This window comes from Mesorhizobium sp. M7A.F.Ca.CA.001.10.2.1 (genome assembly GCF_003998575.1).
Lineage (GTDB): Bacteria > Pseudomonadota > Alphaproteobacteria > Rhizobiales > Rhizobiaceae > Mesorhizobium.
Genome location: NZ_RZQY01000307.1, coordinates 1 through 6,802, shown reverse-complemented (window position 1 = coordinate 6,802; position 6,802 = coordinate 1). Strand labels below are relative to the sequence as shown.

At 60.6% G+C, this 6,802-nt stretch carries 7 protein-coding genes; 2 read left to right on the top strand and 5 right to left on the bottom strand.

Annotated elements, in window-relative coordinates:
* The first annotated feature begins 115 nt into the window (after positions 1-115).
* Positions 116-607, top strand: coding sequence for a hypothetical protein (locus EN964_RS19720; protein WP_127270596.1), 492 nt, complete (start codon positions 116-118; stop codon positions 605-607).
* A gap of 75 nt (positions 608-682) precedes the next feature.
* On the opposite strand, the gene EN964_RS19715 is transcribed toward EN964_RS19720, so the two are convergent.
* Positions 683-2,794 (bottom strand): catalase, encoded by a 2,112-nt coding sequence (locus EN964_RS19715; RefSeq protein WP_127270593.1) that lies wholly within the window; start codon positions 2,792-2,794, stop codon positions 683-685.
* A gap of 291 nt (positions 2,795-3,085) precedes the next feature.
* Between EN964_RS19715 and EN964_RS19710 the strand changes: the two genes are divergently transcribed.
* Positions 3,086-3,649: a sigma-70 family RNA polymerase sigma factor gene (locus tag EN964_RS19710; protein WP_127270591.1), complete on the top strand. Its 564-nt coding sequence runs from the start codon at positions 3,086-3,088 to the stop codon at positions 3,647-3,649.
* Here EN964_RS19710 and EN964_RS19705 read toward each other — a convergent pair whose 3' ends face one another.
* The 4 genes from EN964_RS19705 to EN964_RS19685 form a co-directional block, all read right to left on the bottom strand.
* Positions 3,650-3,826: a hypothetical protein gene (locus tag EN964_RS19705; RefSeq protein ID WP_127270589.1), complete on the bottom strand. Its 177-nt coding sequence runs from the start codon at positions 3,824-3,826 to the stop codon at positions 3,650-3,652.
* A 494-nt stretch (positions 3,827-4,320) separates the two neighbouring features.
* Positions 4,321-5,235 carry a class I SAM-dependent methyltransferase gene (locus EN964_RS19695; protein WP_127270587.1) on the bottom strand — a complete coding sequence of 305 codons (915 nt, stop codon included), beginning with the start codon at positions 5,233-5,235 and terminating at the stop codon, positions 4,321-4,323.
* 3 nt (positions 5,236-5,238) lie between these two features.
* Positions 5,239-6,213 carry a GNAT family N-acetyltransferase gene (locus EN964_RS19690; RefSeq protein WP_128306976.1) on the bottom strand — a complete coding sequence of 325 codons (975 nt, stop codon included), beginning with the start codon at positions 6,211-6,213 and terminating at the stop codon, positions 5,239-5,241.
* A gap of 8 nt (positions 6,214-6,221) precedes the next feature.
* Positions 6,222-6,802 (bottom strand): glycosyltransferase (locus tag EN964_RS19685; protein ID WP_127276651.1); only part of this gene is annotated, 581 nt, incomplete at its 5' end.

Genomic DNA, 6,802 nt, shown 5'->3' with positions numbered 1-6,802 from the left:
GGGACTGGTGGCAAGCTGGTTCCTGTAGCTCGCCGGGCGGGAAGGATGTTCAGGCGCAGTGGAACATCGGCGGTCAAATGTCGTTGAGACGCTTGTGGGAGAAAGGAGGTTGTCCATGTCAAAGTTGCAGGCCGCCACTCCGGATCGTCTAAGACAACTCAGGCTTGAAGCTTCAGCACATTTTGCTCCGTTGATGCTGAACGAAGCCCTGTTGCGCCTTTCCCATGCCTGCGGAGGCGACAGCCTCGACCGCTTCGAGAAAGCCATGGTTGATCAGATCGAGGCGGCAGAGGACGATCGCGCCGATTTCGAAACGATCAAGGAATTCGCGATCGAGCAACTTTACGCCCTGGTCCGGAACGCCAACGATTCGCCAGAGAGGAAACAGCCGCTTGAGAAGATAGACACACGCAGAACGCCCGGCCGTTCCGAAGAACCACGCACGCTCGAGGACCAACTGCAGGCGGGATTGGAGGATTCCTTTCCGGCGAGCGATCCGCCCTCAGTGGTGTCCACGACCATTTCAGGCGGAGCAAAGAAGCTGGTCGGGACCGATGAGGTCCTGGAAAAGCAGCGGCAAGCGTCCAGCAAGGAAGATCGCTCGTAGATCGGGGTGCGGACTGGGTTGGCGGCAAACCAAAGCCTGCGGACATGCCAGCGGAAAACAGCTGACGTCATCGCATCAAAGCTTGACAGCCGCCTCCCGCGCCCAGAGCCGCAGCTTCCGGCATGACCGCACAAATGCAGTTACCGAAGCTGCCGAATCCAGCCGCGTCAGCCCCTCATCGGCATCGGGAGCGACGCCTGCTTTGGCCAGGAGCGGCTCGGCCCCCGGGGTGAAGCCGATGAACTTGCAGTGCGCAAACGCATCAGACACGAAATCCTTCGCAGCGGCCTCCTTGACCAGCAACTCGGCGCCCGCCTCGGAGAGGAGCAGCACCACCGCGTCGAACAATACGGACGGACCGCCGTCGATCATGTGCCTTGCCTCGATGTGGGTGCCGTCGGCGGCTTCGACGCCACCCACCTTGGGCGCAACCACCTCCATCACCGCGCCTTCCGCTTCGATGGCGGAACGAAGTTCCTCGAACAGCGCGACATCGGCTCCATCGCTGAGCATGACACCGACTTTGCGGCCTTCGAAACTATTGGGTCCATTTTGGATGATGCTGAGCGCCGGCGACGGCGGCAAGTCATCGCGCGGCGGAACGGCGGCTTCGGCAGGTTCGGGCAGGTCACGGATGCCGAGCTTATCGGCGACCGTGGTCGCCAGCGTTTCATCGATGTTCAACAAATGCGAAACCATGCGCTCGCGGATTGCCGGCGCCTGGACCTTGCTCAGTTCAAACGTCAGCGCCATCGCGATGTGACGCTGCTCCGGTGGTGTCTGGCTGTTGAAGAATTGCCGGGCCTGGCTGTAGTGATCGGCGAAGCTCTCCGCGCGCAGACGTACTTTCTGCCCTTGTTCGGCATCGGCGAAAGAACGGAAGCCACGCTGCGGATCCTCGCGCGGTCCCAGTCCCCATGAGTTCGGCTCATAGTTGGCACGACCGGCCGGGTTGCGCATGGCCATGTGCCCGTCCTGTTGAAAATGGGCGAACGGGCACTTCGGCGCGTTGATCGGCAGATGGGTAAAGTTCGGGCTGCCCAGCCGTTTCAATTGGGTATCGAGATAAGAGAAGTTGCGGCCTTGCAGTAGCGGATCGTTGGAGAAATCGATTCCGGGCGGCACATTCTGCGTCATGAACGCCACCTGCTCGGTCTCGGCGAAGAAATTGTCCGGCATCCGGTCGAGCACCAGCCGACCGACCGGAATTGGTTCGAGGACCTCTTCGGGAATGATCTTCGTTGCATCCAGGATATCGAAGTCGAAACTGTCGGCAAATGCCTGATCGAACAGTTGCACCGTCAACTCCCATTCCGGGAAATTGCCGGCCTGTATGGCCTCCCACAAATCGCGGCGATGGAAGTCGGGATCGGCACCATTGATCTTGACCGCCTCGTTCCAGACCACCGATTGCATGCCGAGCTTCGGTTTCCAGATGAATTTGACGAAGGTGGATTCGTCCTTCGCGTTGACGAGGCGGAACGTGTGCACACCAAAGCCTTGCATGAAGCGGAAGGAACGCGGGATCGCGCGATCCGACATGATCCACATCACCATGTGCATTGATTCCGGCATCAGGCTGATGAAGTCCCAGAAATTGTCGTGCGCCGTCTGTGCCTGCGGAAAGGCACGGTCGGGCTCCTGTTTGGCGGCGTGGATCAGATCGGGAAACTTGATGGCGTCCTGGATGAAGAAGACCGGGATGTTGTTGCCGACGAGATCCCAATTGCCCTCCTTGGTGTAGAGCTTGACCGCGAAGCCGCGCACGTCGCGGGCGAGATCGAACGAACCCTTGTTGCCGGCAACCGTCGAGAAACGAACGAATGCCGGCGTCTTTTCACCAGCTCGCTGGAAAATGTCGGCACGTGTGTATTTGGCAAGTGACTCGTAGGTCTCGAAAAAACCATGCGCGCCATAGCCGCGGGCATGAACGACCCTTTCCGGGATGCGTTCGTGGTCGAAGTGGAAAATCTTCTCGCGAAAGTGAAAGTCTTCGATCAGCGATGGTCCGCGCTCACCGATCCGCAATGTGTTTTGGTCGTCGGAGACAGGCGTTCCGAGCGCCGTCGTAAGGGCAGGCGTGTCGTCCCCCGCGATCTGGTGCAACTCGCCGCCATTTCCGCGCGCGCTATTCTGATCCAGTCCACTTGCCGATTGGCGAGCGGAGGGGCGAGCGGATTTGGCCATGACAGATCCTCGATCGATACCGGAAGGTTGAAGTGGTCAAGCCATCAAACTGCCGGTGAGCAGCTTTGTTCCCGTAAAAAATGGACGCTGGAGACACCGCTGTCGGAGGAGCCGGGACTGCTGCGGCGATGGTGCGCGCCGATCGGATGACAGATATCTCCGCCTGCGCACAATTCATGAAGAGTTGTCTCCGGCACGAGGAACGAACCAAACTTCCATGCATTTAGCTGGGGCTGCGTTCACACACTCTTTCTTCTGGGAGCTGGACCATTGTCATCCGGAGGCTGCCTTTTGGCCGACCAGGAAACCAATGAAGTTTCCATCGTTGACCTGATACCTGCCCTGCGGGCATTCGCGCGCACCTTCTGCCGCGTCCCCGACGACGCTGACGATCTCGTGCAGGAGACACTGACCAAGGGTCTCGCCAACATCGACAAGTTCGAACCCGGTACGCGCATGAAGTCGTGGCTCTTCACCATCATGCGCAACACTTACTATACCCGGGTCAAGATCGCTGCCCGGGAGGCGCCCGGCCTGCTCGATTGCGCGTCTTCGAGACCAATTTCGGAAGCCACCCAGGAATGGACCGTTCAGAGCAAGGAAGTTCACGGCGCCATTCAAAGGCTGCCTGAACACCAACGCGAGGTCCTGATGCTGATCGGCGTTTTGGGAGTGAGCTACGAGGAAACCGCCGACATATGCGGTTGCGCGGTCGGAACGGTCAAAAGCCGCCTGAACCGTGCGCGCGCCAACATCCTTGAATTCCTGGGGGAGAGTTCGCTGCAGACATTGATAGAAAGACGAAACCAGCTGTCGGATGGTCAGCTCGATGTCGAGGTCGACGGCCGCAGATAGTCAGTTCTTCACGTCGCGCCGACGTTTCTCGACGAGCGCGTTCTGCAATTCGATCGCCAGCTTGGTCAGGCGGTCTGGAATTTTTTCCTGCTCTATGGCGGCCAGCAGGGAAGCAATCTCCTGATCCACAGCCATCTCGACATGCGGATCCGGGGTATCGTCGCTCGAACGAGACATCACATTCTCTTGATAGCGGGTCCCTTGATCCTAGTGTGGTGATAAGCGCCTGGCATTACAAGGCGGTGTCAACCGCCAAGAAGCTCACCAGCGGCCCCTTGCACAGGTTTATTTCCTTGCTGCTCCTTCGTCGTCCCGGTCCTTCGTCGTCCCGGTCCTTCGTCGTCCCGGGCCATGGACGCGCGGCGGTGGCGTTCAATCCCTAGGCAATCGGTCAGCGGCGTGATCCTGATATTGATCGGGCTTGATCCGATTGCCGTCCAGCCCGCGCTCCTGGCCATGCTGCTTCTTGTTGCGATTCGACAAGACCGCGTTTTCTTCGATCTCGTCCTTCTCCGGGGAGGTCACCGCGCCGGCGCCGGCACTCTTGCCTGGCTGCTGCGGCCGAAATGTTTTTTACCGCCGGATGCCATGATATCCTCCTTCGAATCGGGGACACTCGTCGGTGCCCGTTGTTCGACGTCCGAACTGGCATCGCGCTGTAATGTTCCGCTTCACCCAGCGAGCAGAAAGGCGTCGCCATCCCACGACCGAAACGGCTTCTCGCCGTCGATGAGGACCCGCAATTGATGAGCTTGCGCCAGACGGCCGATATCATCGCGGTCTGAGAGAAGTGATCCGCGATAGGAATAGTTCAGCAAGGCGAGCCAGCCCGGCCGTTTCAGAACGCGCGCAATTTCGTCGAAATGCCGATCAGCCATGCCGGCCAGAACCAGATAGGGAAAGCTGTCCACCGCCAGCACGCAATCGAAACTGGCGTCGGCGAATTCGGACAGATCGAGACCGGAGGTTTGTCGCAACTCGACATTGCCGAGTGCGGCGCATTGCTCGGAGGCGATGGAGATCATCCGCGGCGATATGTCGATGCCGACCATCCACTTGAAGGATTTGCACAGCGCGCGCTCGAAACGGCCGATGCCGCAACCGATGTCGAGAATGCTCCGTTCCCTTCCGGTGAATTCTCGCGCCTCCAGCCATGCGACGATTTCGTTGGTCGTGACTGTGAGCCTTGCCTCATCGCCGAGGGATGCCAGTTGGACACTCGCGGCTCCCGAAATCGCTGCCGCGGCATCGAAGCTGGAGGCCAGCCGCATGACGACAGCGACATTCGTCTCGCCCTCATCGCGCTCATGCCGAACGGCGCCACCCGTTGCCCGCAACATGGCGAAGACGTCTGGTTTGCAGCGCAGCAGTCCGGCGACCTTTCGCAGCCTTGCTGCGTCGCCGGCATCCGCCGGCTGGACCTTCAGCACGACCTCCGCCAATTCCGCCGCTCCAATTGTGGGCGGCAGGTGGAGCGCCAGCCTGACGAGAACACCTTCGGCGCAAATGCCATCGGCCATGCAGTCTTCAACCGCCAGCCTGACCGATGTCGTGCGCCGGGCGGCTTTCGGTGCGGTTACACTCATGCATCAACTCCGCGTCCAGACCCTGCGCATCGTCCACCTGTCGACGGCGCCCCAGCCATATTTATAGGCCTCCTGGCCGCGCAGAAAATCGAACTCGCGCGCATCTTCGCGGATCGCTTCCGCGATTGCGTGGCCAATCAGGATCGCACCTGGACTCTCCTCGGCATAAGCAGGGTCGAAGCCACCGAGATAAGCATAGGCACGGCCGCGGTGGTGAAATCCGTAATAGGCGCCGACGGTTCCGCCATCGATCGCGAACAGCCAGCATCGCACCAGACCGTGAGCGTCGAGCAAGGGAAGTGAGAGCCGATGGAATTGCTCGACGGCGGCGTTGGCCAACACACCGCCTCCTTGTTCGGCCCAGCGCATATTGTGCAGGCGGATCAATTGATCGAGGAAAGTTTGCGGACTGCCGCTTGCCGACAACAGCGCGATCCGGCCGCATCTTGATGCGGCTTGACGCGCCCGACGCAACTGGCGTCTGCGTCTTGCGGGGACGCAGCCTGCAAGCGTTTCGTCGCCGGCGAGGGCGAGCACGGGGCAGGCGGCATGGGCGGTCGGCCAATCCATCTCGGGATGCGTCATCGCAAGGGAGAGGCTGTCCTGCGGCAAGTCCGACAAGATCCATTGCGCCCACCCGATCGAGAGGATCGACTCGGCGACAATGTCGACGACCTCGGCTTCGCTCCCAGGGACAGCCAGAATGTCCAGATAATCGCTGAGCGAAATGCCGACCGGAAGCAGCTTCGAACCGGATATCCCATGCTCAAGGTAGAATGGCGCCAGCCCGACCAGATCGTCGCCACGCCAGACCGCGACCGTCGCCAGTTCACCAGGTGCGAATGCGTGCCACCACGGCACCAGCCAGGCGGGAGATTGAAACGGAGTCGCCGAGGGACTCTGCTGCCACAGTTTCCACCAGTGCGGCGTCAAGGCGTCCAATTGTGTGAGGTCACCGATGATTTCGCTGCGCAGCACAGTTTAGCTCACGGCGTCGCCGCGAAGCGCCGGCGACCAGTGCCAAGCCGTGCCAGCGCTTGATAGGCGTCCATGTAAGACGAGATCATGCGTTCCAGCGAAAACCGCCGTCGCGCTTCGGCCCTGCATGTCTCGGCATCCAAGCTGGGCGCCGCAAGAATGGCTTGGGCCATCTCGTCGACCGTATCGACGAGAAAGCCCGTCCTGCCGTGCTCTATGACATCGGGAAGCGCACCATTTGGAAAGGCGACCACCGGGGTACCGCAGGCGAGGGCCTCCATGGCCACAAGCGAGCTGGTCTCGGCTGCGAGACTCGGAATGACCAGACAGCGCGCCGCATTGAGAATGCGTCGCTTGGCGGTGAAGCCGAGAGGGCCAAGGAAGCGGCGGCGGCCATCGAGGCGAGGTTGGACCTCATCGCGAAAGTACCGCGTATGCGTTTCATAGGGATAGACCTTGCCGCCGATGACCAGCGGCACATCTGCCTGTTTGGCTGCGTCGAGCGCCAGGTGGACGCCCTTTTCCGGACAAACCCGGCTTAGAACAAGGGCAAAGCCGCGCTTCGACTGCAGCAGGGTCAGTGCTTCGA